Genomic DNA, 24,735 nt, shown 5'->3' on the forward strand with positions numbered 1-24,735 from the left:
CCGAACTACCAGAGGAGGTGCGGCCAGACGAACTGGAACAGCAGCCAGATGAGGGCGGTGAGTATCGCCGTCATCAGGACGTTGAGCACGATTCCGGCGCGCATCATCTGGCTCTGTTTGAGGTAGCCGCTCCCGAAGACGATGGCGTTGGGCGGAGTCGCGACCGGAAGCGCGAACGCGAAACTCGCGGCGATAGCGCCGGACACCGACAGGAACACCGCCGCGGCCACGTCGGTCAGGCCGAGCGTCGCCGCGAAGACGCCGCCGATGCTGATGAGGATGGGGACGATGATGGTCGCGGTGGCCGTGTTCGAGGTCATCTCGGTCAGGAAGATGACCAGCAGCACGACGACGGCGACCACCAGAACGATGGGTGCGCCCGTGAGCGACCCGAAGACGGTGTCGGCGATCCACTTGGTCGTGCCCGTCTTCGCCAGCGCGTCGGCCAGCGCGATGCCGCCGCCGAACAGCAGGATGGTCCCCCAGTCGATGTCGGCGAGTTCGTCCCACTCCATCGTGTCGGCCAGCACCAGCGCCGGAATCGCCATCAGGCCGACCACGACGTAGTAGAGCATCCCCTGGTGGCCGTCGAGACCGAAGACGCTCGCACCCTCGCCGCCGAACAGCGTGACCGCGACCGGACCGGGCAGGTGCGGACCGAGGAAGTCGCCGAGACCGCCGACGACCCACAGCAGCGCCGTCGCGGCGAAGATGACCGCGACGCGCTTGCCGCGAGCGTCGAGCGACCCCTCCTCGGCGAGGTACCTGCGGGCCTGTTCGCGGGCCTCGCTCACGTCGTCAACCTGCGGCGGGTAGAGGACGGACGTGAGCAGGTACCAGATTATTGGAAGAGTGACGACGACGATGGGGAGTCCGATGAACAACCACTGCGCGAACCCGATCTCGTAGCCCAGCATCTGGTTGAGCTGCGAGGCGAGCACCGCGTTCGGCGGCGTCCCGATGAGCGTCCCGACGCCGCCGACACTCGCGGCGTAGGCGGTGCCCAACAGCATCGAAACCTGGATGTTACGGAACTCGTCGTCGGTCGACGGGTCGGCGATCGCGCCGCCGTCGGAGGCGACCTCCGAGTCCACCGGGGCGGCCGACGCGTCGGCCGCCGCAACACCCTCGCGACCGATGACCTGCGTGAGGACCCCGAGCGCGATGGGCGTCATCATCGCGGTCGTCGCGGTGTTCGACACCCACATCGAGAGAAACGCGGTGGCGAGCATGACCGCCAACACTAGGCGGCGGGGCGACGACCCCATCGCCGCCATCATCCAGAGCGCGATCCGACGGTCGATGTCGTACTTCTGGAGGGCGTTGGCCAGCATGAACCCCGCGATGAACAGGAAGATGAGGTGGTCGGCGAAGCCGACCAGCGCGTCGTCGAGGTCGGCGTACACGCCGAAGATGGTCAACACGACGGGGATCGACAGCGCGGTGACGGCGAGCGGGAACGCCCCCGTCACCCAGAGGAAACCCGCGAAGAACATCGTCGCGAGCGCGAACTGTCCGCGAACCGAGAGTCCGTTCGGGTTCGGCGCGCCCGCGATGACGGCCGTTCCTAACAGTGCAAGCACGAAGACGACGATGCGTCCGCGCGGAGATGACGGTCGTGGTATCATTGATACACGCCAACAAAGCAGTTTGTTACGATTAATAACTTTCGATAGGGCAAAAAGTAGCGGAAAAAATACGAACCGATTAGAAGTTCTCCGCGATTGCACGAATCTGCTCGGCCGTGAGTTCGGCCGAGTAGAGGTCGAACAGCGTGCGGCGGCGCGACGGTGAGAGCGCGCGGGTTCCGGATTCGAGCATCGAGACGTGGGCCTGCATGAGGTCGTCGAGTTCACGTTCGACGGCGCGCTGTTCGAACCCCGCGGCGACCCGGAGCAGACGCCACGCGAGCGGCGATAGGTCGGTCACGTCGGCGCCGTCTCCCTCCGTCATCGGGCGTAGCTATGCGAGGTTCGGCCCATAAACGTCGGGGTCGTCGGCCCGCCGGCCGGCGGACTCACCGCACCGGCGACGCGCTCGACCCCGTCACGGCGTCGTACCCGTCGCCGATTTCGTCCAGGACGCGCTCGTGGAACTCCTGGAGGACCGCGCTCTCGTCCTCGGCGAGAACCACGTCGCTGGCCATCAGCGTCGCCAGGCCGAACGCCTTCGGCGTAGGGGTGTCGACGCGGTTCTGGACCACCTCGACCGCGCCCGACTCCATGTCGGCCATCACCTCCTCGACGGCCGACACCGCGAGTTTGTCTTCGATAATCTCGCGGTAGGTTTCCTCGACGACCGCGAAGTCTTCGAGGTCCTCCGCGAACCCGAGCAACATCTCGCTCGAAACCTGCTGTTCGCTCGCCGACTTCTCGTAGCCCTTGTAGCGCTTGAGGATCATCAGCGACCGGGTGGCGTTGATGCGGAAGTACCGCTGGAGGAGTTCGGTGCCTGCCAGCGCGGACCGGAGGTCGCTTCGCACGTCCTCAGGGTCGATGTCCCGCAGGATTTCGGCCACGTCGACCTTCCGGTTCAGCGGCATCGAGACCGTGAACCCGTGGTCGGCGACCGCGACCGAGACGTTGGTGTTGGCGGCGTTCGCACACCGGTAGGCCACGACGCGCGAGAGGCCGTCGTTGAACTTCCGGCCGTAGTTCGAGTGGACGTAGTAGTGGCGCTCGTACTCCTGGCGGTCGAGTTCGATCTCGACCGCGAGGCGTTCGTCGGTGCTGACGCTGCCCGGCCCGGCGTACCGGACCTGTTCGTCGAACATCCGGGCGATGGCCCGGACGCTGTTCTCGTCGAGCGGGAACTCCCTGAGCCACACCCGGACCGCGGGCCGCCCGCGCTTTTCGAAGCGGGAGAGGAGTTCGCCCTGAAACTCGAGGATGGAGCGGCCGAGGTCGTAGGACAGCGGCAGGCGCTCGGAGAACCACGAGGGAACCGTGGGTCGGGCGCGGGTGGGGTCGGCGTACACCTTCGACCCCCGCCGGTACTTGAACTCGAAGTTCCGGCCGCCGAGGACGAACACGTCGCCCTTCTCCAGGGTGTCGAGGTAGCTCTCGTCCAGATTGCCGACCCACTCGCTGTCGGCGCGGGTGTACACATCGCAGGTGAACGAGTCGGGAATCGTCCCGATGTTGGTCATGTAGATGACCCGCGCGAGTCGACCCCGCTTGCCGATTAGCGGTTCGCCCACGGGGTACTCGGGGTAGTGGTACTCGCCGTCGGGCGGGTCGTTCTCGTCGCGCCATATCTTCGCGTAGACGTGCTTGTCCTCCAGGCCCTCGTAGTCGGAGGTGAGATACCGGAAGAGAGTCTCGAACTGCTCGTCGGTGAAGTTCCGGTAGGGGTAGGCCCGCCGGACGACCTCCTTGATTTCGGACTCGGGTCTGACCTCGTTGATGGCCATGCCGTAGACGTGCTGGGCCGCCACGTCGTAGGCCTCCTCGGGGACGAACACCCGGTCGACGAACCCCTCTTCGGCCTTCTTCAGCATCACCGCGCACTCGACGAGTTCGTCGCGGTCGAGCGCGACCACCCGGCCGGTGACGGTCTGGCCGAGCTGGTGGCCCGCCCGCCCCACGCGCTGGAGTAGCGACGCGACCGACTTCGGCGACCCGACCTGGACCACGAGGTCGATGTGGGGCATGTCGATGCCGAGTTCGAGGCTGGTGGAGGTCGTCACCACGTCGAGGCTTCCCTCCTTGAGCGCGCCTTCGATGGACTGGCGGGCGTCCTTCGAGAGACTGCCGTGGTGACAGCCCGAGTTCTCCTCGTCGTAGACGTCGAAGCGCTCCCGGAGGTTGTGCAACACGCGCTCGGCGCCCGAGCGCGTGTTGGTGAACACCAGCGTGTTGGTGTGGTCGGAAATGAGTTCGTGGAGGTCGTCGTAGAACCGCTCCTGAACCACCTCGCGGGGCGTGTGGATGAGGTCGTCGGCGGGACACTGGAGTTCGACGTCGAACTCCCGGACGAACCGGGTGTCGACGATCTCGCAGTCGCGGATGCGGGGTTCTTCGTCGTCGTCGCTCCCCGACTCGCATCCGACCAGGAACTCGGCGATGTCGGAGAGCGGTTCGACCGTCGCCGAACAGCCGATGCGGGTCGGCGATGTCTCGGTCAACTGTTCGAGTCGTTCCAGGCTCAACGAGAGGTGGGTGCCGCGCTTGCCGTCGGCGAGGCTGTGAATCTCGTCGACCACGACGTACTCCACCGTCTCCAACTTCCGCTTGAACTTCGGCGAGTTGAGCAGGATGGCCAGCGTCTCCGGCGTGGTGTTGAGGATGTGGGGCGTCTCGTCCAGCATCTTCCGGCGCTCGTTGCTGTCGGTGTCGCCGTGGCGAATCGCGTGGCGGACGTTCACCTTGCCGTCCATCCGTTCGCTGATACCTTCCAGTGGCACCTCCAAGTTCCGGTGGATGTCGTTGGCCAGCGACTTCAGCGGCGAGACGTACAGACAGTAGACCGAGTTGTCGAGTCCGTCCTCGGCCTCGCGCTCCTTGCGGAACAGTTCGTTCAGAATCGCGGTGAACGCGGACAGCGTCTTGCCGCTCCCGGTGGGCGACGCCACCAGCGCGTTGCGTCGCTCGTGGACGAGCGGAATCGCCTCGCGCTGGGGCGGCGTGAAGAACCCCCCGTTGTCGGGGACGTACTCGCCGAACTCGTCGACCCACCACTCCCTGACCGCCGGTTCCAGCAACTCGAAGGCGTCTCGGTCCTCGATCTCGACCGCGTCGGCGTCGAAATCGTAACCCCCACGCGCCAGCAACTCGCGCGCTCCCATTTGACGGACCTTGGGACCGTGCGCATAAGACGGTTTGGCTCGCGGAGCGGAAGTGAAATCCGCGGGTACTCGCCACCTCCTCCGGCGATTCGCGGGGCCGGAGTGCGAGAAAGTCCACGCCGACAGTCCGACCGCATCAGTACCGGCAGTCTGACTCCGACGCCAGTACGGCGGACTCTCGCCGACGCCGAGTCCCACGACGGCCGCCGTCGCGGGACTCGGGGCCTGCTTCGGACACCTTCGAGCGCCTCGGCCGAGCGAGGGATTCGACCGTCGAGGGTATTCATAGCTGTTTGGTACACGGCGGAGGTGTAATCGTCGTTTTCGGGGACACTCCGCCGTATCTTCGACACCGAGCGGAGAACTCGCACAGTATAAACAAAATCACATCGAGGAGCGTCGGACGAGAGGCGGGCGACCGAGAAGCGAGAGACAGGAGTGGACTTCGAGGCCGAACGGTCGACGCGTCGGTGCGCGCCTTCGGACCCAGGTTCGGCCCTGGCGACGCGCTACCGTCCCGCACTTTCGCCCAAACGTTATTGCGGTTCGGTCCCGGTTTTCGGATATGCGCGTCACCTTTCTCGGAACCGGCAGCGCGATGCCGACGGGCGAGCGCTACCAGACCGGCGTCCTCGTCGAGGACGTCGAGGCCGACCGCCGGGTGCTGGTCGACTGCGGGAGCGGCGTCCTCCACCGACTCCAGCAGTCGGGCGTCGGCTACGAGAACGTCTCGTCGGTGCTGCTCACGCACCACCACCTCGACCATGTCTCGGACCTGCTCCCCCTGCTGAAAGCCAGGTGGCTGGCCGGCGAGGAGTACCTCGAAGTCGTCGGCCCCGTCGGGACGAAGGACCTGCTCGATGGCCTGCTGGACGTCTACGACTACCTCGCAGAGAAGGTCGACCTCCGGGTACGCGAAATCGCCGAACAGGAGTTCGAGGTCGGCGGATTCGACGTCGAAGCCTACGAGACGCGCCACTCGATACCGTGTTTCGCCTACCGGTTCGGCGACCGGTTCACCTTCAGCGGCGACAGCGAGGCGTTCGAGGGACTGGCGAACTTCGCCGACGGGTGCGAGATGCTGGCCCACGACTGCTCGTTCCCCGACGACGTCGACGTCGATAACCACCCGACGCCCACCCAACTCGGCCGGGCGCTCGCCGACTCGGGCGCCGACGTCGGCCGGGTGTTCCTCACGCACCTCTACCCCCACACCCAGGGTCGCCACGAGGAGATGATGTCGTCCATCGAGGCGTTGTACGACGGCGACGTGCGATTCGCCGACGACCTTCGAACCGTCGAGCTGTAGCCTCGACGTCCCGCAGAGGTCGGCGGCGCGGGACGGCTTTCGTACCGTCGGGCTTCGAGAGGACCGGGTTCGCTCGATCAGCCTCGTCGAACTCCGCGTCACCCGATCAACTGCAACCGACCGCGAGTGAAATCGAATCGTTCGCGAATCGGTGCGGGTCTTTCTGACTCTGAAACTTCGCATCACCTTTTATACTGTCGTCTTCGGAACACGATAATGTGAGCGAGGACCCTGACCCCGCGACGCTGTTCGCCCTCTTCGACGACGAGTACGCGCGACGCATCCTCGCTCACCTCACCGACAGACCTATGTCAGCGACCGAACTGAGCGAGCGGTGCGACGCATCACCGCCCACGATCTACCGGCGTATCGACCGGCTGAAATCCTGTGACCTCCTCGTGGAGGAGACGAAACTGGACGAGAACGGGAATCACTACGCCGTCTACGAGTCGCGCTTTGACTCGCTCTCGGTGACGGTGGACGACGGTACGTTCGCCGTCGATCTTTCACGGCGCGATGACCCGGCCGACCGCCTGACGAACATGTGGGAGGAGATTCGATGAGCGCCCTCCCCTCGGCGATGGATCTCCACGGTCCGTGGCTGGCGGCGAACTTCGTCCTCCTGTTCGTCCTGGGCTTCCTCATCGTCTACCAAGCGATCCGCGGCTACCGGCGCAACGGCGGTCGTCCGATGCTGTTTCTGGCGCTCGGCATCGTCCTGCTCACGATCGTCCCGACCGTCATCATCCACGTCGGCGCACGGTGGTACAGCATGCGGACGGTCGGACTGGTCATCTCGCCGCTGGCGAACAGCGTCAAGGTGGTTGGCCTGGCGAGCATCGTCTATTCGCTTTACGGGCGGCGCTAAGTGCTGGTCGTACGACGTAACTGAAGCTTCGACGGGCTCTCTCGACTCGGACGTTCTCCGGCCGAAACTGTGAACGTACTCTCGCCCGTTCGAACCGTACCTACCGGACGGCGGACCGTTGTATGACGCTCTTTTCAATTATATTTCTGCGGATAATTCTATTGATTCTGGATACCTTTAAGTTGGTGTGTCTCTATTGAAGGAACGGGGAACTCACCATGCACGATTTAACCGGATTCCAGCGCGACCTCCTGTACGTCGTCGACGGATTGGACGAGCCACACGGCCTCGCCATCAAGGACGAACTCGAAGATTACTACGAGAAGGAGATTCACCACGGTCGCCTCTATCCGAATCTGGACACGCTGGTCGACAAGGGGATGGTCGAGAAGGGCCAGCGCGACCGCCGGACCAACTTCTACACGCTGACGACTCGCGGGCAGCGCGAGATAAAGGCCCGTCGCGAGTGGGAAGCCCAGTACACGTCCGGAGAGGCCGAAGCGACGTCGTAGGCGTCGTCCGGAACCGAAGAATCGGGGCGGTACGAAGAATCACGTTTTCTGAGTGCTCGGAGTATCAGCGACCGTCTCCGAAGCAGCGTTCGCAGACGGCGACCCGCGCCTGCATCGGTTCGTCGGTCGGATTCGGGGGAATCGTGACGTGCGTTACCGGTACGTACGCACGACAGTACGTACACCGCTCGATTGCGGTCACCTCGTCGGCCATACGACTCTCTCCACCCTTCCCCTATTCAAATGTTCCGCCGGTCGTCGGGCGGCGGCGGGATGGAGCGGAGTGGCGGCACCGCGTGCCGCGCCGCGAACGACTTTATCCCGGGGTGCCGTTCCGTCGGCCATGTCCGACGTCTGTCCGTACCTGGAGTATCGGCGGTTGGCCGACGACGGCCGGGACGACGCCGAACCCCGCGCCTACTGCGCCGCGGCCGAGGAGTTCGTCCAACCGATGCGCGCCGACATCTGCAACGGTCGCTACGGCCTGGACCACGAAACCGACTGCGAGATCTACCGCGCCCGCGAGGGACTGCCCGAGGGCGTCGACGGCGAAGGCGCCGACGGTGAGATGGCCGAAGGTGAGGACGTCGAGGGCGAGAGGACGGACGACGGGAACGCCGACGCGGGAGGCGATTGAACCGATGGGCTACGAGGACTACCTCGCCGGCGAGAAAGTCATCGTGACGGCCGCGCTGACCGGCGGCGTCCACGGAAAGGAGGCCAACCCGAACCTCCCCGAGACGCCCGAGGAGATCGGCCGCGCGGCCGCCGAGTGCGAGCGGGCGGGGGCGGCCGTCGTCCACCTCCACGCCCGGCGACCCAACGGCGAGCGGTCGTTCAGCACCGAGCGGTTTCAGGAGATAGACGACGAGGTGCGGGCGCGCTCGGACGTGGTGATTCAGCACTCGACCGGCGGGACCGCCGCGCCGCTCGAAGCGCGCCGCCAACCGCTCCGGACCGACCCGGCGCCCGAGATGGCGAGCCTCGACATGGGGCCGCTGAACCGCTACCGCCACCTCACCAGCGAGAACACCCGCGCGACCGTCGACGCGCTCTACGACGAGATGGTCGACCGGGGCATCAAACCCGAACTGGAGGTGTTCAACGACGGCCACCGAAACGAGGTCCGCCAGTTGCTGGAGCGCCGGGACCTCGACGACCCGGTGTACGCCACGCTGCTGTTCGGGTCGGGGACGCTCACCCGGCCGACACCCCGGAACTTCCTGACCGCCATCGACGACCTACCCGAGGACGCGCTGTTCAACACCATCGGCTTCGGACGCCACCAGCTCCCGTTCGCGACGATGGGCGTGCTGTTCGGCGGCCACGTCCGGGTGGGTCTGGAGGACAACGTGTACTACCGACGGGGCGAGTTGGCCGAGAGCAACGCCCAACTCGTCCGCCGGGTCGTCGACGTGGCCGAGACGCTCGGCCGGGAGGCGGCGACGCCCGACGAGGCGCGCGACATTCTGGGGCTGTAAGAGAACGGTCGGCGTCGACGGTTCAGTACCAGTAGTTTCGGAACATGGCTCCGGTCCCGGTACTGGCGACCAGCAGTTCCGCGACCGTTCCGAGCGGCGGCACCACCAGGAAGACCGCACCGACGACGGCCGTCAAACCCAGGGCGAGCCACCGACGGTCCACCAGCCAACCGAACAGGACGAGATACGCGACGACCCGTCCGACGACGGCGACCAGGACGAATCCGAGGAGGAGAGCGGTGAAGACGAGTCGACCGATGCCGCCGAGAAAGAGCGTGAGAAGAACGCCCACCCCGAGGGTGGTGACGAGGACGCCCAACCCCCAAAGGAACGACGAGCCCGGCGCAAGACGGAGGTGGTCGCGAACACTGTCGAAGTAGTTGTGCCCCAGCGTGAGTACGGCCCCACCGACGAAGAGGGTGAACACGAAATTGGCGGCGGCTCGTTCGAACGGGGAGAGATAGAAATCTGTGGCGCCGAACGGCTCTTGGGCGACGGCGACGCCAGCGAACGCGAGCGAGGCACCGAACACGCCGAAAAGAGCGAGCTGACGACTGACCGCCATAGCAAACGTACTGCAACTAAACATAAATTCGTTGTTGCTATCGGCGGTGGTGAGGAACCGCCACCGCACGTGAATGAGGTCGGCGAAATCGGTCGGAGGAGCGAACCGCACGGAAGGTGCGCATTTCCGAGTGCCGTCAGAACCGCACCGACACCAACCGCTTTCCGACGCTCCGCATGCCGCCGACCACCGGCGGAAGCGCCGTCATCGACGCGGCGCAGACGACCGCCGCCGCCGCGATTCCCGCGGCAGGGACGCCGGTTTCGACGTTGGCGAACGCGCCGACGTAGGCCGCAATCGCGACGGTCGCGCTGTAGTAGGCCGACCGCACCGGCAGAGTGTAGGGGTCGCCCGGCCGGGGCCACTCGCCGACCCCGAGGTCCACCCAACCGCCACGGAACAGCGCGGCCGCCAGCGTCGAGGCGACGATGGCTGTCAGCCCCGCGAGCGCGACCGGCCCCTTCGGTTCGGCGTACAGCAGGGCGTAGAGCGCGGGAACCGACAGAATCGAGATTTCGAGGCCCGCGAAGAACACGTAGTCGAGGAAGCGTTCGAAGTCCATGGCGAGTCAGTCGAGGCGGTAGCGCAGGAGCGCGGCGATGCCGCCGAAGCCCGCCAGTTGGTCGCCCGGGGCGAACTCGCTGGAGAAGACCGTCACGTCGGCGCCCTTGCGCTCGACGTCCGTGATGAGGTCGTTGACGTCGATGTCCCACTCGCCCTCGCGGCCGCGCTCCTCGCGGAGGCGCTCGTCGAGGAGGAGTAGGTGTTCGATGGCCCCGAAGTCGGCGGCCTTCTGGACCTGCTCGACGCCGTAGGCGACCTTCGCGCCCTCGCCGATGCGCTTGGTGAGTTCGTCGATGAGTTCTGCCTCCTCGGCGATGCGAGTCTCCTTCTGGACGTCCTCGACCGCGCCGCGTTTCAACACTTCATGGACGCCCCGGTCGCCGACCGCGCTGGTGTCGACCATCGTCATCTTCTCGGCGACCTCCGGGGCGTTGTCCTCGATGTAGTCGGCGGCGTCCTGCTTGGTGAACCCCGGCCCGGCGAGGATGACCGCGTCGACGTCCATCCGGGCGAGCGCCTTCGTCAGTTCGGCGAACAGTTCGTCGCGGTCGCGGGCGTACTCACCCTTGCCGGTCGTGCCCGTGAAGGTGCCCAGTTCCTCAGTGCCGTACTGGGCGACGGTGTGGAGGTGAGCCTCGCCCTCCTCGACCGTGGCGATGGCGACGTCGGGGTTCTCGCTGGCCTCCTCGGCCTCTTCGAGGCGGTCCAACTGGTCGCGCTTCCAGACCTTCTCGATGGTGAGTTCCTTGGTTTCCTCGACGTTGAGCGTGTGGTGCATGCCGAGTTGGTCCTCGCGCGAGGTGTCCTCGATGGTGCCGCCGATGCGCAGGCGGTTAGCGAACTTGTGGAACTCCACCGACTCGACCTCGATGGTGACGTACATGTGTTCGCGCTCGCCGCCCGTGTCGCGCATCTGGTCGTCGTTGCGCTGGATGCGCCGGGTGGTGTCGCCCGACACGAGGTCGCCGGGTTCGAGGACGTAGGTGAGGTGCCAGAGGTCGTCGAGGCTCTCGGGGACGACCACGATGCGCTCGCGGCCCCCCTCGACCGACTGGCGACTCTTTATCTGCATACCGACGAGTCCGTTCCGATGCGGTAAGTGCCCTGCTATTTTTCGTCCGTTCGCTCGGTGGTTCGCGATTCCGTCGGTCCCGTGTAACAACATTTAAGGATACTCGATATTTCCTTAACTTTGATATGTTTGAAGACGCACTTTCGTACCCGACGAACGGCGAGAGCGGAGTTGCCCGAATACTCATCGGAGGGGTGCTCGGCATCCTCGCCATCCTCATCATTCCGTCATTCATCCTGTACGGCTACATGGTTCAGGCGATGACCGCAGTTTCGCGCGGCGAAGACGAACCGCCCGCGTTCGAAGAGTGGGGCGACCTCCTCGTCGACGGCGTCAAGGCGGTCGTCATCGGCATCGCGTACTCGTTCGTTCCGTTCGTGCTGATGGTGATGGTGTTCGTGGCGATGATCGGTGGTTCGAGTGCGGGCGGCGACACCGCGGGCGTCGCCGCCGGCCTGGGACTCGTCGGCATGCTCGTCGCACTGGTGCTGTCGTTCGCCATCCAGTACGTGCTCCCGGCGGCCTTGACGAACTTCGGTCGCGAAGGGTCCATCGGAGCCGCGTTCGACTTCGACGAACTGAAACCGGTGTTGCTAAGCGGCGACTACCTCAAGGCGGTCGTCCTGACGTTCGGCATCGCGCTGGTCGGCGGCGTCGGGTTCCTCGTCTTCGCGCTCGTCACGCTTGGCATCGGGTACATCTTGGCGCCGTTCTTCTACTTCTGGCTCTACCTGGCGGGGAGTTACATGTTCGGCACGGCCTACGCTAACGTCTCGCCGGTCGAACCCCCGAGTTCGACCGAGCAGGTTCACTTCGGCGACTGAACCGGAATTCGCGAACAGTTTCTTTTTCGCCACTAACTCGACTTTGCGGAAACCGTGAGTCTCGAACGTGGTTCTCAAAACGTATAATCGGAGATACCTTTATGCCAACGCCCGCGACGATGAAACGCATATGTTGAACGCACTCGCCGGGGTCCTCGGAGCGGCCACGCCCGACGCCGAAACCGAGGACGACCACGCGACGACGGCGACCTCCGACGGCCGGACCGGAGGTGAGAACGCCTCGGACGCGGCGCGCGCGGGAACCCTGACTGCCAAGTCGGTGGTCCAGAGCGTCCTCGACGGACTCTGCTACCCGATATTCACCGTCGACGCGGCGGGGAACATCGACCGCATCAACGACGAGGCGCTCGACCTCTTCGAGAAGACCCGGGAGGGCCTCATCGGCGTGAACCTCTTCGAACTCGACGAGGCCGACAACACCGTGATGCGCGAGGTGCTCGACACCGGCGAACCGGTCCAAAACATGGAGGACACCATCGTGGTCGACAGCGGCGAGGTGCCGGTAAGCAGGAGCCTGATGGCCATCCGCGACGACGCGGGCGAGATCGTCGGCGCGCTGGAGATCAACCGCGACATCACCGAGCGCGTCGAACTCCGCGAGCGCGAAGAGCAGTTGGAGTCCTACCAGGAGACGGTCGTCGCCGAACTCCAGACGAGTCTCGCGCGCCTGAGCGAGGGCGACCTCACGGTCGAACCCACGGTCCCCGAACCCCCGGTCCGGTTCCCGGCCATCGACAACGTCTACCGGCAGTACGACGCGATGGCCGAGGACCTCCGGTTCGCGGTCCACTCGCTCCGCGACGTCCTCGCGGCCGCCCGGGAGCAGTCCGACGAACTGTCGACCATCGGCGGGGAGATGCGGACCGCGAGCGACGAGGCGACCGACGCCATCGCCGACATCAACCGCGCCAGCGACGGGGTCGCCGACGGCGCCAGCCAGCAGGCCGAACGGGCGAGCGAGGCCGAACAGAACGTCTCGAACCTCTCGGCGTCCATCGAGGAGATCACCGCGACCGTCCAGCAGATCGACGCGCGGGCGGCCGAGGCCGCCGACCGGGCGAGCGAGGGCACCCAGACCGCCCACACCGCCATCGACACCATCGACGACGCCAGCGAGGCCAGCGCGCGCAACATCGAGATGATGGCGTCGCTCGAAGACCAGATGGAGACCATCAACGCGATGACCGACATGATCTCGGACATCGCCGACCAGACCAACCTGCTCGCGCTCAACGCCAACATCGAGGCCGCCCGCGCCGGCGGCAACGGTGCGGGCTTCCAGGTCGTCGCCAACGAGGTGAAGGCGCTCGCCGAGGAGTCGAAGGACGCCGTCGAGGAGATCTCGGACTCGCTGGAGGAACTCAAGGCCGGCATCGGCGACACCGCCGAAACCATCGAGCAGAGCAACCGCCAGGTCGAAACCGGCGTGGACGCGGTCAGGGACGTGGTGGAGTACATCGAAACCGTCGAGGAGGCCGTCCGGGAGACGAGCGACGGCATCGAGGAGATTCGGCGCGCGACCGGCGACCAGGCGGCCGACGCCGAGGAGGTCGCCCACCTCGTCGAGGGCGTCTCGGTCGCGAGCCAGCAGGTCAGCGCCCAACTCCAGGAGGTCGCGGCGGGCCTCGACCAGCAGACCGAAACCGCCGAGGAGGTTTCGGCGGTCGCAGAGGACGTCTCGGACGTCTCCGAGGAGATGGGCGGGATGCTCGCCGACTTCCGCCTGCGCGAGGACGAAACCGCCTCGCTGGACTGACAACTTCGCTAGACTGACCGCTTCGCCAGACCGACCACCTCGAAGACGCTTACTCCCGTTTCACCGCCCGGACGCAGAGGAACACCGGTCGCTTGGACTCCGTCTCGTATCGCTCGGGCCACCGCTCGCGGAACGTCTCGGTCGGGGTCGGCTCGACCACTTCGTCCATTCGAAAGCCCGCATCGAGGAGCGGACCGAGGATTTCGGAGAGCGACCGGCGGTAGTACGGCACCTCGACCGCCCAGTCGGCCACTCGGCGCTCGACCTCGAAGTAGTTCGCCTCGTCGTCGAGTTCGTCCAAGGGATGCCGGACCGAGAACACCAGAAAGCCGCCGGGCGCGAGGACGCGGGCGAACTCCGCGAACGTCGGCCGCCAGTCGGCGACGTAATCGAGCGCGAGCGAACTCACGACGCCGTCGAACTCGCCGTCGGCCGCGAAATCGAGCGGTTCCGCGAGGTTCGCCTCGCGGAGTTCCGCCCGCTCGCCGACTCGCTCGGCGGCGCGTTCGAGCATCGCCTCGCTCGCGTCGACGCCCACCACCTCCGTGCCCTCGTCGAGCAACCATTCGGCGTACCGGCCGGCCCCGCAACCGGCGTCCAGCACCCGCGTTCCGGCCGCATCAGGGACGAGCGCGGTCGTCGCCGGAAACTCCAGTTCGGCGTTGTAGAGGTTCGACTCGATTTCCCGAACGTACTCGGCGGCCAGTTCGTCGTAGGCGGCCGCCGCCGTCGGTTCCTCGCCCGAAGTAGTGCCCGGTTCCTCGCCCGAGGTCATACCGTAGCCGTGCGCGCCGGACTCACTTACGGCTTTGCCGGCGCGTCGGTCATCCCGCCGCCCGCCCGAGGAGCCTCGCGACGACGACCAGCGCGTAGAACGACAGCGCGAGCGCCGCGACCTCCCCGGGTCGACCGAGCGCCGCGAGCACCGCCAGCGCGCTCGCGGTCACGGCCGCGACGCCGAACGCGGCGAACCAGCCGACGAAGTAACCCGCGTCGACCGCGGTGCGCCGCAGCGCGCCGCGGTCGAGTGCCGCCCGGACGGACCCCCGGTCGGCGACCCCGACCAGCGCGGCCGGCAGGAGGTAGGCCGCCCCGGCCGCCAACACCAGCGCGACGGTCCCTGCGCCGTACACCGAGAGCGTCCGGACGAAACCCGGCGTTCCCGCTCCTGCCTGCGTGGCACCGACGGTGATTAGCAGGACCACGAGCGGCCCGGCGAGGTAGCCCGCCGAGACGGCGAGCGCTCGCAGGCCGTCGGCCGCGAGCGCGCCGAAGTCGGCGAACGCCGGGAGCGATGCGGTGCTTCCGGCTTCTGAGTCGAGGCCTCCGGAGTCCGGAGGGTCGGCGTCGGCGCGTTCCGCGCGGGCCGCGGCCGCACCGGCCCGGAGGACCGCCATCGCGTAGCCCGCCAGGAGGACCGCCGGGACGAGCGCGAGAATCGCCAGGAAACCGAGGCGGGCGAGGATGCCGGCCGCGAGCGCGAGGACGGTCCCCACGAGCAACGCCTCCTCGCGGCGCTGACCTCGCAGCAGGTAGCTTACGGCCTCGCGGAGCATGCCCGACGGTTCGAGCGAGGGAGGATAGGTCTGGCGTCTCGACGGTGATGGGAGTAAGTGGTTGCCGGGAATCCGTCCGCGAACACTACGTTTGTAGAAACCGCGGTGATGACCGCCTCGAAAGCCCCCGCCCGCTACGCTCCCGCGGCTCACTGCGGTCCTCAGCACTCACTTCGTTCATGCCTGCGGTCCTTTCGTCGCCGGGGTTCGCGTAGCGGGCGGCCCCTTTCAGTCCCGCCCCGGAGGAAGGTGTCGCCGGGCGTTCCCGTCGGTTGGTCGGCCGGGCGCTTTCAGGGGTCGGTGTGGCTGAGCGCTCCTCAGCAGTCGCGCTCAGAGCTATCGCTCGGTGGAACGATGTAAAACGTCGCAAAAGGTCGTCTCGGTCGAAATCGGATTCAGATTGCGGGCCGGGTGGCCTCGACGCCGGGATCCCGGCCTTCGATGTCGAGCGCCTCGCCGTAGGCCCGACCGTAGATGGCCGCGGCGATGACGTTCACGGGGAACGCCACGAACGGGGCCGCGAGCCACCCGAGGACGGGCACCGCGGCGAGGCCGCCGACGATGGCGCCGCCGACCAGCGAGACGACGAGCGCCACCAGCCACCCGGTCGCGTACTTCCCGCTTCGGAGCACCGGCGAGAGTTCGCCGAACTCGAAGGCCGCGCCGACGCGCTTATCGGTCGCCAGGCGGACCAGCGCGGCGGGCAGGACGTACCAGACCGCCAGCGAGGTCACGACGGTGACGACGACGCCGACGAACAGCGTCAGTCCGCCGGTCACGTTGCGCCCGGAGGCGAGCGCGGCCGCCCCGCCGAGGAACAGCAGAACGGCCAGGACGGCCGGGATGAGGCCGTAGACGAGCGTCACGGCGATGGCCTTCAGGCCGTCGACGGACAGTTCGCCCCAGTCATCGAAGGCCAGGACGGTTTCGCCATCGCTGGTCCGGTCGAGGACGCCGAGTAGGTAGCCCGCCACGGGCACCAGCGGGAGCACGAGGAAGCCGAACAGGGTGAGCAGACCGCCTAACAGCAGGGTCCGGGTCGCGTCGTCACTGTCGGTCACGGAGTCGATTGCGTCTTGGAACATGATGAACACCGAGCGGTCGGGCTTCGAGAAGTCGCGGCTCGCTCGGGAATAGAGACGCTCTTCGAGGGCTTAAGCGTATCGTGAGCCGTGCTACGCCGAGTTTCTCCCGGCGGTCGCCCGGGTCAGACGCCCCGAATCACGCCGGTGACGCCGACCGTCTCGGCGATCACCCACGCGACAAATCCGAGGTAGGCGGCCAGCAGGACGTACGACTCAACGTCGGACAGCGAGAGGTCGGTCCGCAGGAACGTGAACAGCAGGACGGTCGCGACGGTCAGCACGCCCAGCATCGGCACGGCCACGGCGAAGTCGACGGGTGCGCTCCCGACGATGAGCACCCCAAGCGGAATCGCGACCAGCAGGTCGAACGTGTTCGACCCCAGCACGTTCCCGAGGCTGGTGACGCCCTTGCCCTTGCGCGCGGCCCGGACGCTGACCAGCGAGTCCGGCAGGCTGGTCGCCGCGGCGAGGATGGTGACGCCCGCGAGGAACTCGGGGATGCCGAACGTGTGGTTCAGGCTCTCGATCGAGCCGACCATCTGCTCGACGGCGACCAGGATGACGACCAGTCCGACGACGAGCATCCCCCACTGCCGGGAGACGTCGACGTCGCCGACGTCCTCGCCCTCGTGGTCGCTCACGTCCTGCCACTGGATGAAGAGGTAGAGGACGTACAGCAGGAGGGGGATGACCGCGAGCGGTCGCGTGACGCTTCCGCCGAGCACCGCGCCGCCGGACGTCGGGTAGTAGATGACCGCCAGCGCGAGCGTGACGACCAGCGCGGCGACCGATATCATGTAGAACTGCGCCTCCTTGTAGACGATGGTCCGACTGGAGGCGACCGGCTTCTCGGTCGCGATACCCGACAGCGCCGGAATCACGAGGATGTTGAAGATGGCCGACCCGACGATGGCGCCGACGCCCATGTCGAACGCGCCCGCGAGCGCGGTGAAGACGACGCTCGCCAGTTCGGGGAAACTCGACCCGACCGCGACCACGACCGAGCCCTGAATCACGTCGGGGAGTCCGTAGTGGGCCGAGAGACGCTCGGCCGACGATTCGAGCCAGCCGCTTCCGAACCAGATGAGCCCCGTGGCGACGACGAGGACGGCCACGTGCGCGAGCGGCGTGTCGGGGAGGACGCCGAAGAGTGACATCACGTCGAAACGACCGACTCGGACACCAAATGCGTTGTGTTCGGCCGCGTGGAGAGGTATATCGGGGGACGAGCGCGGCGTCCCTCGGGTGACAATTCCGCCGTCTTACTCGTCTTTCATCCGACTTCCGCCGGGCGGGAGGAACTCCTGGATGAGGTCCGGGCTGGCGACCTTCCGGACGAAGGAGGTGTCGGCGAACCGCTCGCGGAACACCCGGTAGACGCGCTTCGCGACGTCGCCCTGGGCGTACCGACCGGGTTCGACCTCGACGTGGGTTTCGACCTGCGGGACGACGGCCTCGGGCGGCCCGCCGAGGACGCGGGTGTGCGGTTCGCAGGCGATGCCGACCGCGACGCCGACCGGCACGTCCCGGAAGTAGGTGCGGTCGCCCCGGATGGCGAACCCGCCCTTCTCCAGGTACTCGCCGCTCTCGGGCGTCTTGCTCACCTGGTCGGGCGTGACCATGTAGGCGTCGCCGGCGAACCGACTGTCCTTCCAGACCGACGAGTAGGAGACGGCGAACTGCGCCGCCTGCTGCTTGCTCTCCTCGGGCACGTCGACGTCGCGGGAGGGTTCGCTCGGGTCGGAGGTCTTGAGGATAGTGACGGGCCCGCCGTGGGCCTGAGCGTGGAAGAACAGGTCGTTGCCGTCCATGTACTTCTGGACGAGTTCCTCGTTCTGGTCGGCGTTCCGGCCGCCGATGACCAGGAAGCCGTCGCTCGTGCGGAACCACCGGAACCGCTCGTACCACTGCTCGTTCTTCCGAATCGGAATCGACGGCGCCGACAGCCAGTCGGTCTCCTCGTCCTCGGCTTCCGCCTCGCCCTCCTCGCCGTCGGCACCCTCGTCGGGTTCGGCCTCCCACTCGTCGCGTCGGCGCTCGACCTCTTCGAGGTCCTCGCGGGTGTCTTCGATGGCCGCGAGCGCGCCCTCCTTCTTCTCCTCGATGCGCTTGGCCTCGGTGTAGAGGCGGTCGGCGTTCTTCTCGACGCCGGTCGAGGCGTCGAGTTCGACGTTTGTCCCGTCGATTTCGACCGTGATGGTCCCCTCCCGGCCGTTCACGCCCTGGACGGCCTCGGCGGCGTCGATGCCCCGCTCGGCCCCCTCGGCGAACGTCGCCTCGATATCGTCCCACGACCGGCCCTCGTCCAGCGCGTTCCGGACGGTGGTGAGAATCTCGTCGGCCAGGCCGTAGTGGCCGTAGAGCAGTTCGGCCTGCTCGCGGACCGCCTCGGCCTCCTGCTCGAAGCCCTCGATGGCGCCCTCCTGCTGTTCGATGATTCGCTTTTGCTTCTCGATCTCGGCCTCGAAGTCGGGGCGCTGGCTCCCCGCGCCGGCGTCGGCCGGCTCGTCGTCGCCCGTCAGGTCGACGTTCGCGTAGTAGAAGTCGACCGCGGCGTTGAACGTGTCGAACGCTTCGGCGTCGAGGTCGGCGTACTCCTCCAGCGCGAACGGCGTCACGTCGACCAGGCGGTCGTCCTCGCGGTAGACCCGCGGGTCGAACTGGCCGGTCCGGAGCGGTTCGGCCAGGCGCTCGATGGCGTCGAAGACCGCCCGGTAGTCGTCGTCGGTGGCGTCGTCGATGTCGGTGGCCTTCTCGACGCCCGCTCGGGTGCAGACCTCCTCGGCGTAGAGGCCGCCGAAGTTGAGTTGGGTGGCGAGCGTCCGCACGATGTCCGTGTCCGACCGCTCCATCTCGGCGACGAACGACTCGTAGTCCACCTCGAAGGGGTTGACCCGCTCGTCGGGGAACTCGTACTGACTGCCCGGCGCGACGGTCCGGGACTTCAGCCGAACGGTGTCGAGGCTGTCGACGACGATGTTGTCCTCGTCGAGCACCGCGACGTTGCCCTGGCCGAACAGTTCGGCGACGATGGTGGTGTCCTCGTCGCCGCGCTCGAAGCGGAACATGAGGATGCGGTCGAAGCCGTACTGCTCGACGCCCGCGAAGTCGGCGCCCGACAGGCGATTGCGGAGCATCATCGCGAAGTTCGGCGGCCGGCCCGGCGCGTCGGGGACGTTCTCGGGCGCCGAGACGTGGGCCCGCTTGTCGTCGCCCACCTCGATCAGGAGTTCGACCCGCCCGCGGTCGAAGTCGCGCATCTTGAACCGCAGGAGGTCGTCGCCGTAGAGGTACGCCTTGTCGAGTTTCGACCCCTCGTAGGCCCCCAGCTCCGCGACGACCGCGGCGAGGTCGATGCTCGACAGTTCCCGCTTCTGGTCCATACCCCGTGATTGCTCGTTACACCGGAAAGGCCTATCGTTACGACGTGTTGTGAGGACGTCGGTGTAGAACCGAGTAGAGGTGTTCAGGGAGATGACGGAAAGTCCGTACTCGAAAGACGGCACGAACGGAGACAGGACGGAAAATGACGGACGGAGAGATGGAGCGAGCACGTACGAAAACGGGACGAAAGGAAACGGGAAGCTAGCTAGCTACTCCCGACTCCTATGAGAAACCGCACCACTTCCTCCCCAGCCGACTCCCTCACTCGCACCTTCGGCGCTCGTTCGGTCGTCCCTCGCGCGAGCGACGCAGGCTTCGCCTGCGACGCCGCGCGCCACGTCTTTTAGCCGGTATCGCGCATCTCCACGGTCGGCGCGGCGCGCGGGAATCGCGGCCACTGAGTGGCCGCGATTTCTCGTGCGAGGGATGAGCGAACGAAGTGAGCGAATCGGCTGGGGAGGGTGTGGTTGCGGCCCTCATTTGTACCGGGAGTAGCTAGCTTCCTTGATTTTGCGGTGCGGTCACCAGTCGACGTAACGACGAGATTCGTCCTTCACACCTCTAGCTCCATCCCGTCGTAGCCGAACTCGAGATTCAGGTCCTCGTACCGCGACTCCAGTTCCTCGTACTCGTCTGGGCGTCGCCGATATATCTCCTCGATCTCGGTCAGCACCGTCCGGTCCGGCTTCACGGTCCGGACCTGCTCTATCGTCTGGTCGAAGGTGGTCTGGTGTTCGCGCTCCTCGGCCCAGAGTTCGTCGGTCATGATAGGTTCGCCGTCGCCGGTTTCCCGGAAGAAGCCACACTCCCTGACCCAGAGGTCGAGGTCGCGGGGAACCTTGTCGAGGTCGAGAAACGTCGTCTCGTCGGGGAATATCAGCGCCGATTCGTCGTCCTCCTCGAACAGGTAGCCCATCGCGGCGTCCTCCGAATCCCCGGGGTCCATCGGCGCGCCGACGGCCGTCACTTCGATGCCGCCGCCGAGGTCCATCGACTCGCCGTCGTCCAGCAGTTCGAACTCGGCGTATCCCAGGTCGTCGTATTGGGCTTCGAGGTCGAGGGAGTCGGCCAGGCGGTCGTAGGTCGTCTCGCTCATCACCACCGTCGCGGGGTCCTCGTTGTCCCAGTTCTCGATGGGGTACTGCGGTCGCCCGATGGCCTGGACGACCCGCAGGCCGCCGACGTGGTCGATGTGGTGGTGCGAGAGGAAGATGTACTCGACGTCCATTACCTCTTCGCGGTTCAGCATCGCCCAGATGCTCTCGGGCGCGTCCACCACCGCGTTCGCCTCCTGGACGTAGGTGGAGTTGCCGAGCCTCGCGTGGGGCGACCCCTCCCGTCTCGCGGGTTCGCAGACCCGGCAGTCGCAGGTCGGCATCGGCGTCTGGGAGTCGCCGCCCGACCCGAGGAGCGTGAGATTCATGGACGAACTACCGGCGCGCGACCCAAAGACTCTGCGGCAGGCGACCCGGCGGCCCGTCGGGGCGGCCGCCTGAGCGGTCGGCTGTCAGTGGTCGGCCTCGTGGGGGTTCGGTTCGGTGCCGTAGTTCTCGGCGTGGTCGGCGTAGTCGATGAACCGCGGGGCGTCCGGGTCGAACGGTCGTTCGAGCGACTCGAACGCCCGTTTCTTGTCCCAGCTCTGCAGGCCGCCGACCGCGCCCCGGTCCTCGAGGTCGTGGTAGTCGAGGTCGGGTTCCGCGAGTTCCCACGCCTCCAGTCCGGTTTCGGTGCGGACGATGACCGACGAATACTCGTCGGACGACCCCACCGAACCGACCGTGAGGTCGGCGCAGTAGCCGGTGAAGTCGGCGCACTCGTCGCAACCCTTCAGCGCGGCGCCGTGGAACGCCTCGATGTCCTCGGCCAGGATTCGCTCGCCGTCGCGGTCGTACACCCGCATCTCGCCGTCGAGCACGTCGAGTTTCCCGATCTCTTCGGGGGAGATACCCCGCTTCGCTTCGAGTTGCTCGCCGACGAGCCGGTGGTAGTTGAAGTTCTTGGTGCACATCAGCGCGACGGTGTACTCGACCGCCCGAACCATCGCGTTCTGGGAGCCGTACTCCCACTCGAAGTCCTGTAAGGCCCGTATCCCCTCGATTTCGCAGGGCGTCCCCACGAGCGCGAGGCTGAGGTCCTCGGGGTCCTTCCCGGGGAGTTTGTGCTCCCACCGCGAGAGGTCGAGGTTGCCCAGCGCCATCGTCTGGTTGTAGAAGCTCCCGGCGTTCTCTATCAGTTCCTCCCGCGTGGTCGCGAGGAAGCTCTCGGCCTTCCAGGGCTCGTCGTCGCTCTCGGTGGCGATTAGCGCGCCGTCTATCTTCCCCGCCTCCAGCAGGTGGCTCAGCACCGACGTGACGACGCCGCCGTCCTGGGCGTTCTCACGCCACTCCTCGGTCACCCGCGCCGAGAACTCCGTGATGGGGTCGCCCGCGCCCTTCACGTTCTCCTCGCCGCCGGTTATCTTCCACTGGCGCTCGTAGCGGAGGCCGCCCCGCGGGCAGAAGTCCCAGCAGAGCGAACAGCCGGTGCACATCTTCACCAGTTCCGGCAGGTCGTCGTCGCCGATGCCGATGGAGTCCGACGGGCAGGCCGCCACGCACGTGCCGCACTGGATGCAACGACCCTCGTCGATGACCGCCTCGTCGAGTTCCATGAACCACGTCTTCTCGTCGGGCGTCTCGATGTCGTTCATCTCGCGCCGAATCGAGTAGCCCGGCGTCTCCAGGTCGACCCCCTCCGGGACGTTCACGCGCTCGTTGGGCGGGCCGTCCGAGAGGTCCTGGCTCGCGTCGGCCGCAGGTTCGGTGAACTCCAGGTCGGCGAGATTACCGTCGGCGTCAACGTTGGCCGGGGTCGTCCCACCGTCAGAGGCGAACTCCGACGAGCCTCCGGTCGCTTCGCTCCCGGAGACGCCGTCGGCGACCGGTTCCGTCTCCTCACCGACGTCGCCACTCGCGCCGGTCGCGTAGGGCCGCGACTCGTCGGTCGGTCCGATGCGGTCGCCCGGAATCGTCCCGTGCTCGGTCGCGGGTCGGTGGGTCCGGACACCGTCCGCGCGGGGGACCGTCCGCTCGTCACCCCTGTCGTCGGCGTCCGGAACGCCCGGCAACGGGTCGTCCGGCCGGCCGTCCTCGCGCTCGTCAGTCATCGGTCGCCACCCCCTTCGAGACGGGGGCGTCGGCCCGCCGCATCACCGACCGCAGGCGGTCGTTGCCGACCCGGCGAGTCCACTCGTAGAAGCGCTCGCCGTCGGCGCGCTCGTCGGCGTAAGCCGCGAACAGCGCTTCGAGCGCCGGAATCACGGCGTCCGCCGGAACCGCCGTCTCGACCCAGTTGAGGAAGGCGTTGTCGGTTCCGAGGCTCCCGCCGAGACCGAAGTCCATCCCCTCGACCACCGCGTCGCCCTCGTCGTTCGTGCTGTCCGGCGAGTCCTCGACCTTCACGGTTTCGCCGCGGAATCCGATGTCGGCTATCTGTGGCTGGGCGCACGAGGCCGAACAGCCCGACATGTGCATCCGGACCACGTCGAGGTCGTCGGGGGTGTCGATTCGGGCGTCGAGTTCTCGCGCCCACCGCTTGACTCGTTTCTTGGTCTCGATGATGCCGTAGTTGCAGAACTCGCTGCCGGTACAGCCGACCGCACCGCGCGAGAACGGTCCGGGATTCGGCTGGTAGTCGGCGGCGAAGGGTTCGGCGAGCAAATCGTCGACGCGTTCCTCGGGGACGTGGGTGACCAGGAAGTTCTGGTCGGTCGCGAGTCGGACCGACGCCTCCTCGGTGCCGTACTCCCCGGCGGCCCGGGCGGCCGCCGCGAACTCGTCGCCGCCGATGCGGCCCGCGACCACGTTGAAGCCGACGTATCGAAGGCCGTCCTGCTTCTGCTCGCGGACGCCGACGTGGTCGCCGGTGTACCCCTCGGTGCAGTCCTCGCCGGCCGACGGGAGGTCGACCGTATACCGGTCCCGCACCGCCTCCTCGAACGTCTCGGGACCCAACTGCTCGACGAGATAGCGCATCCGACAGACCCCGCGGTTGTTCCGGTCGCCCAGTTCCTTGAACGTCTGGGCGACCGCCCGGCAGAACTCGACGGCGTCCTCGGGCGGGACGAACGCGTCGAGTCGGGAGGCCATCCGCGGGCCGTCCGAGAGGCCGCCGCCGACCCGGGCGTGGAAGCCGTAGTACCACTCGCCGTCGATTCGCTTTCTCGCGGGTGTCAGCCCCACGTCGTTGATCTGGGACTGGGCGCAGTCCTCGCGACAGCCGGTGACGGTCAGCTTGAACTTCCGCGGGAGGTTGGCGTACTCGCGGTTGCCCGTGAAGAACTCCGAGATAGCGTCCACTACCGGCTGGGCGTCGAAGCACTCGTGGTCTGTGAGCCCGGCCGCGGGACAGCCCAGCACGTTCCGGGCCGAGTCGCCACAGCCCTGCACGGTCGTCAGCCCCACTTCGTCGTATCGGTCCCAGATCTCGGGGACGTCCTTGATCTCGATCCAGTGCATCTGGACGTCCTGTCTGGTCGTGATGTCGAGGTAGGCGTCGCCCCAGAGTTCGTTCTGTTCGGCCCCGCCGTACTCCTCGGGCGCGGTGGCGAACTCCTCGGCCACCTCGCCGACGACCTCGGCCTGTTCGGGTGTGAGTCGCCCGCCGGGCACCTTGGTCCTGAGCATGAAGTACCCCCGGTGGGTGCCGTGGGCGTACAGGCCCGCCCACTTCAGGCGCTCCCACTCGCCGTCGCCCGCTCGCGCCTCTATCTCGTCGAACGACAGCCCTTCCTCGGCGTACCGCTCGACGTCGTCGAGCACGTCCAGCGGGTGTTTCTCCTGTTTGTACTCCTCGACGGTGTTCATCGGGAGCGGACCTCCGGTTCGAACGCCGAGTGCGGTTCGTTATCAGTGGCCACGGTCGTTCGTCACGAAGGGGAGACGCGAACTACTACCATCGCATTACGGCGAAAA

Annotated in this window: 23 protein-coding genes; 8 read left to right on the forward strand and 15 right to left on the reverse strand. The window is 66.8% G+C overall.

The genetic code is table 11. The features are described from left to right. Positions 1 to 5 precede the first annotated feature (5 nt). The 3 genes from NGM07_RS05565 to NGM07_RS05575 all read right to left on the reverse strand — a co-directional run bounded on the left by NGM07_RS05565 (position 6) and on the right by NGM07_RS05575 (position 4,786). Positions 6 to 1,628 carry an SLC13 family permease gene (locus tag NGM07_RS05565; protein WP_253518145.1) on the reverse strand — a complete coding sequence of 541 codons (1,623 nt, stop codon included), beginning with the start codon at positions 1,626 to 1,628 and terminating at the stop codon, positions 6 to 8. 79 nt (positions 1,629 to 1,707) lie between these two features. Next, positions 1,708 to 1,953: a DUF8599 family protein gene (locus NGM07_RS05570; RefSeq protein ID WP_253518147.1), complete on the reverse strand. Its 246-nt coding sequence runs from the start codon at positions 1,951 to 1,953 to the stop codon at positions 1,708 to 1,710. 64 nt (positions 1,954 to 2,017) lie between these two features. Then, positions 2,018 to 4,786 (reverse strand): ATP-dependent helicase, encoded by a 2,769-nt coding sequence (locus NGM07_RS05575; RefSeq protein ID WP_253518148.1) that lies wholly within the window; start codon positions 4,784 to 4,786, stop codon positions 2,018 to 2,020. Between the two features lie 565 nt (positions 4,787 to 5,351). On the opposite strand from NGM07_RS05575, the gene NGM07_RS05580 reads away from it, so the two are divergent. From NGM07_RS05580 to NGM07_RS05595, 4 genes are all read left to right on the forward strand, one after another. Next, entirely contained in the window at positions 5,352 to 6,095 is a 744-nt protein-coding gene (locus NGM07_RS05580) for an MBL fold metallo-hydrolase (protein ID WP_253518150.1), read from the forward strand. A gap of 218 nt (positions 6,096 to 6,313) precedes the next feature. Continuing rightward, positions 6,314 to 6,658 (forward strand): ArsR/SmtB family transcription factor, encoded by a 345-nt coding sequence (locus NGM07_RS05585; RefSeq protein ID WP_253518152.1) that lies wholly within the window; start codon positions 6,314 to 6,316, stop codon positions 6,656 to 6,658. Continuing rightward, positions 6,655 to 6,963 carry a DUF7521 family protein gene (locus tag NGM07_RS05590; protein ID WP_253518154.1) on the forward strand — a complete coding sequence of 103 codons (309 nt, stop codon included), beginning with the start codon at positions 6,655 to 6,657 and terminating at the stop codon, positions 6,961 to 6,963. The genes NGM07_RS05585 and NGM07_RS05590 overlap by 4 nt, the downstream gene beginning before the upstream one ends. A 218-nt stretch (positions 6,964 to 7,181) precedes the next feature. Further along, entirely contained in the window at positions 7,182 to 7,475 is a 294-nt protein-coding gene (locus NGM07_RS05595) for a helix-turn-helix transcriptional regulator (protein ID WP_253518156.1), read from the forward strand. Positions 7,476 to 7,539: 64 nt separating this feature from the next. Here the strand turns inward: NGM07_RS05595 and NGM07_RS05600 are convergent, their stop codons facing one another. Beyond that, positions 7,540 to 7,689: a hypothetical protein gene (locus NGM07_RS05600; RefSeq protein WP_253518159.1), complete on the reverse strand. Its 150-nt coding sequence runs from the start codon at positions 7,687 to 7,689 to the stop codon at positions 7,540 to 7,542. A gap of 129 nt (positions 7,690 to 7,818) precedes the next feature. Between NGM07_RS05600 and NGM07_RS05605 the strand changes: the two genes are divergently transcribed. Then, positions 7,819 to 8,112, forward strand: coding sequence for a hypothetical protein (locus tag NGM07_RS05605; RefSeq protein WP_253518162.1), 294 nt, complete (start codon positions 7,819 to 7,821; stop codon positions 8,110 to 8,112). 4 nt (positions 8,113 to 8,116) lie between these two features. Continuing rightward, a complete protein-coding gene (locus tag NGM07_RS05610; protein ID WP_253518164.1) occupies positions 8,117 to 8,956 on the forward strand; it encodes a beta-keto acid cleavage family enzyme in 840 nt (279 codons plus the stop codon). Between the two features lie 22 nt (positions 8,957 to 8,978). Here NGM07_RS05610 and NGM07_RS05615 read toward each other — a convergent pair whose 3' ends face one another. The 3 genes from NGM07_RS05615 to NGM07_RS05625 form a co-directional block, all read right to left on the reverse strand. After that, positions 8,979 to 9,590: a DUF8173 domain-containing protein gene (locus NGM07_RS05615; protein ID WP_253518167.1), complete on the reverse strand. Its 612-nt coding sequence runs from the start codon at positions 9,588 to 9,590 to the stop codon at positions 8,979 to 8,981. Between the two features lie 67 nt (positions 9,591 to 9,657). Beyond that, positions 9,658 to 10,083 (reverse strand): DUF8215 family protein, encoded by a 426-nt coding sequence (locus NGM07_RS05620; protein WP_253518168.1) that lies wholly within the window; start codon positions 10,081 to 10,083, stop codon positions 9,658 to 9,660. Between the two features lie 6 nt (positions 10,084 to 10,089). Beyond that, positions 10,090 to 11,157, reverse strand: coding sequence for an mRNA surveillance protein pelota (locus NGM07_RS05625; RefSeq protein ID WP_253518171.1), 1,068 nt, complete (start codon positions 11,155 to 11,157; stop codon positions 10,090 to 10,092). A gap of 125 nt (positions 11,158 to 11,282) precedes the next feature. Here NGM07_RS05625 and NGM07_RS05630 point away from each other — a divergent pair, with 125 nt between their 5' ends. Next, positions 11,283 to 11,981 (forward strand): DUF4013 domain-containing protein, encoded by a 699-nt coding sequence (locus NGM07_RS05630; RefSeq protein WP_253518172.1) that lies wholly within the window; start codon positions 11,283 to 11,285, stop codon positions 11,979 to 11,981. 130 nt (positions 11,982 to 12,111) lie between these two features. After that, positions 12,112 to 13,758: a methyl-accepting chemotaxis protein gene (locus NGM07_RS05635; protein WP_253518175.1), complete on the forward strand. Its 1,647-nt coding sequence runs from the start codon at positions 12,112 to 12,114 to the stop codon at positions 13,756 to 13,758. 49 nt (positions 13,759 to 13,807) lie between these two features. Here the strand turns inward: NGM07_RS05635 and NGM07_RS05640 are convergent, their stop codons facing one another. From NGM07_RS05640 to NGM07_RS05675, 8 genes are all read right to left on the reverse strand, one after another. Continuing rightward, on the reverse strand, positions 13,808 to 14,533 hold the full coding sequence (locus NGM07_RS05640; protein WP_253518178.1) for a class I SAM-dependent methyltransferase: 726 nt from the start codon (positions 14,531 to 14,533) through the stop codon (positions 13,808 to 13,810). A gap of 49 nt (positions 14,534 to 14,582) precedes the next feature. Then, complete coding sequence (locus NGM07_RS05645; RefSeq protein ID WP_253518180.1) at positions 14,583 to 15,314, reverse strand: DUF4013 domain-containing protein; 732 nt, start codon at positions 15,312 to 15,314, stop codon at positions 14,583 to 14,585. Positions 15,315 to 15,709: 395 nt separating this feature from the next. After that, on the reverse strand, positions 15,710 to 16,399 hold the full coding sequence (locus NGM07_RS05650) for a DUF4013 domain-containing protein (RefSeq protein ID WP_253518182.1): 690 nt from the start codon (positions 16,397 to 16,399) through the stop codon (positions 15,710 to 15,712). Positions 16,400 to 16,521: 122 nt separating this feature from the next. Then, positions 16,522 to 17,556: a sodium:calcium antiporter gene (locus tag NGM07_RS05655; protein ID WP_253518185.1), complete on the reverse strand. Its 1,035-nt coding sequence runs from the start codon at positions 17,554 to 17,556 to the stop codon at positions 16,522 to 16,524. Positions 17,557 to 17,661: 105 nt separating this feature from the next. Next, positions 17,662 to 19,782, reverse strand: a complete 2,121-nt coding sequence (gene rqcH / locus NGM07_RS05660) for a ribosome rescue protein RqcH (RefSeq protein ID WP_253518188.1) — start codon at positions 19,780 to 19,782, stop codon at positions 17,662 to 17,664. A 554-nt stretch (positions 19,783 to 20,336) separates the two neighbouring features. Continuing rightward, entirely contained in the window at positions 20,337 to 21,206 is an 870-nt protein-coding gene (locus NGM07_RS05665; RefSeq protein ID WP_253518190.1) for an MBL fold metallo-hydrolase, read from the reverse strand. Between the two features lie 84 nt (positions 21,207 to 21,290). After that, the gene (locus NGM07_RS05670) at positions 21,291 to 22,928 is read right to left on the reverse strand and encodes a Coenzyme F420 hydrogenase/dehydrogenase, beta subunit C-terminal domain (protein ID WP_253518193.1); all 1,638 of its coding nucleotides are present in this window, start codon (positions 22,926 to 22,928) and stop codon (positions 21,291 to 21,293) included. Continuing rightward, positions 22,921 to 24,627, reverse strand: a complete 1,707-nt coding sequence (locus NGM07_RS05675) for a nitrite/sulfite reductase (RefSeq protein ID WP_253518195.1) — start codon at positions 24,625 to 24,627, stop codon at positions 22,921 to 22,923. The genes NGM07_RS05670 and NGM07_RS05675 overlap by 8 nt, the downstream gene beginning before the upstream one ends. Between the last annotated feature and the right edge of the window lie 108 nt (positions 24,628 to 24,735).

Source organism: Halorussus vallis, from assembly GCF_024138165.1.
Taxonomy (GTDB): domain Archaea; phylum Halobacteriota; class Halobacteria; order Halobacteriales; family Haladaptataceae; genus Halorussus; species Halorussus vallis.